Below are 659 nucleotides of genomic sequence, written 5' to 3' on the forward strand. Positions count from 1 at the left end.
GGCTGGACCTGGCCACGGTGCCGGTCGCGGCCGCCGTCCGCACCAACTACACGCTCACCGAGCCCGACGGCACCACCACGAAGCTCAACGAGCCCGGCACCCCGCTGGACGACGACACCCGCGCGACCCTGGCCGCCGTCCTCCACCAGCACGCCGACGGCGCCCGCTGGGTCGCGCTGTCGGGCTCGTTGCCTCCCGGCACCCCGGTGGACTGGTACGGCACGCTCGTGGCCTCGCTGCGGAACACCGGCGCGGGCGTCGCCGTCGACACCTCGGAGGCGCCGCTCCTGGCGCTCCTGGCCGCCGGCCCCGAGGCGGCGCCGGACCTGCTCAAGCCCAACACCGAGGAGCTCGCCCAGCTGGCCGGCGTGTCCGAGGAGGAGATCCTCGGCGATCCCGCGGTGGCACTGGCGGCAGTCCGGACGCTGCACGACCGGGGCGTCGCCGAGGTGCTGCTCACCCTCGGCGGCGACGGCGCGGTGCTGTCCACGGCGGACGGCGGCCTCTGGTCGGCGCTCCCGCCCCGGATCACGGTGCGCAGCACCGTCGGCGCCGGCGACAGCAGCCTGGCCGGCTACCTGCTCGCCCACCTCGCCGGCGCCCCGCCGGCCGAGCGGCTGCGGACCGCGGTCGCCTACGGCTCCGCCGCTGCCTCCATG

General features: G+C 77.2%; 1 protein-coding gene. It reads left to right on the forward strand.

What is annotated here, in order from left to right; translation table 11 throughout:
* Positions 1–659, forward strand: a 659-nt coding sequence (locus tag E6R62_RS38040) for a 1-phosphofructokinase family hexose kinase (protein ID WP_206309005.1), incomplete at both ends; no start/stop codon positions are given.

The organism is Streptomyces sp. A1136 (assembly GCF_004795055.1).
Classification (GTDB): domain Bacteria; phylum Actinomycetota; class Actinomycetes; order Streptomycetales; family Streptomycetaceae; genus Streptomyces.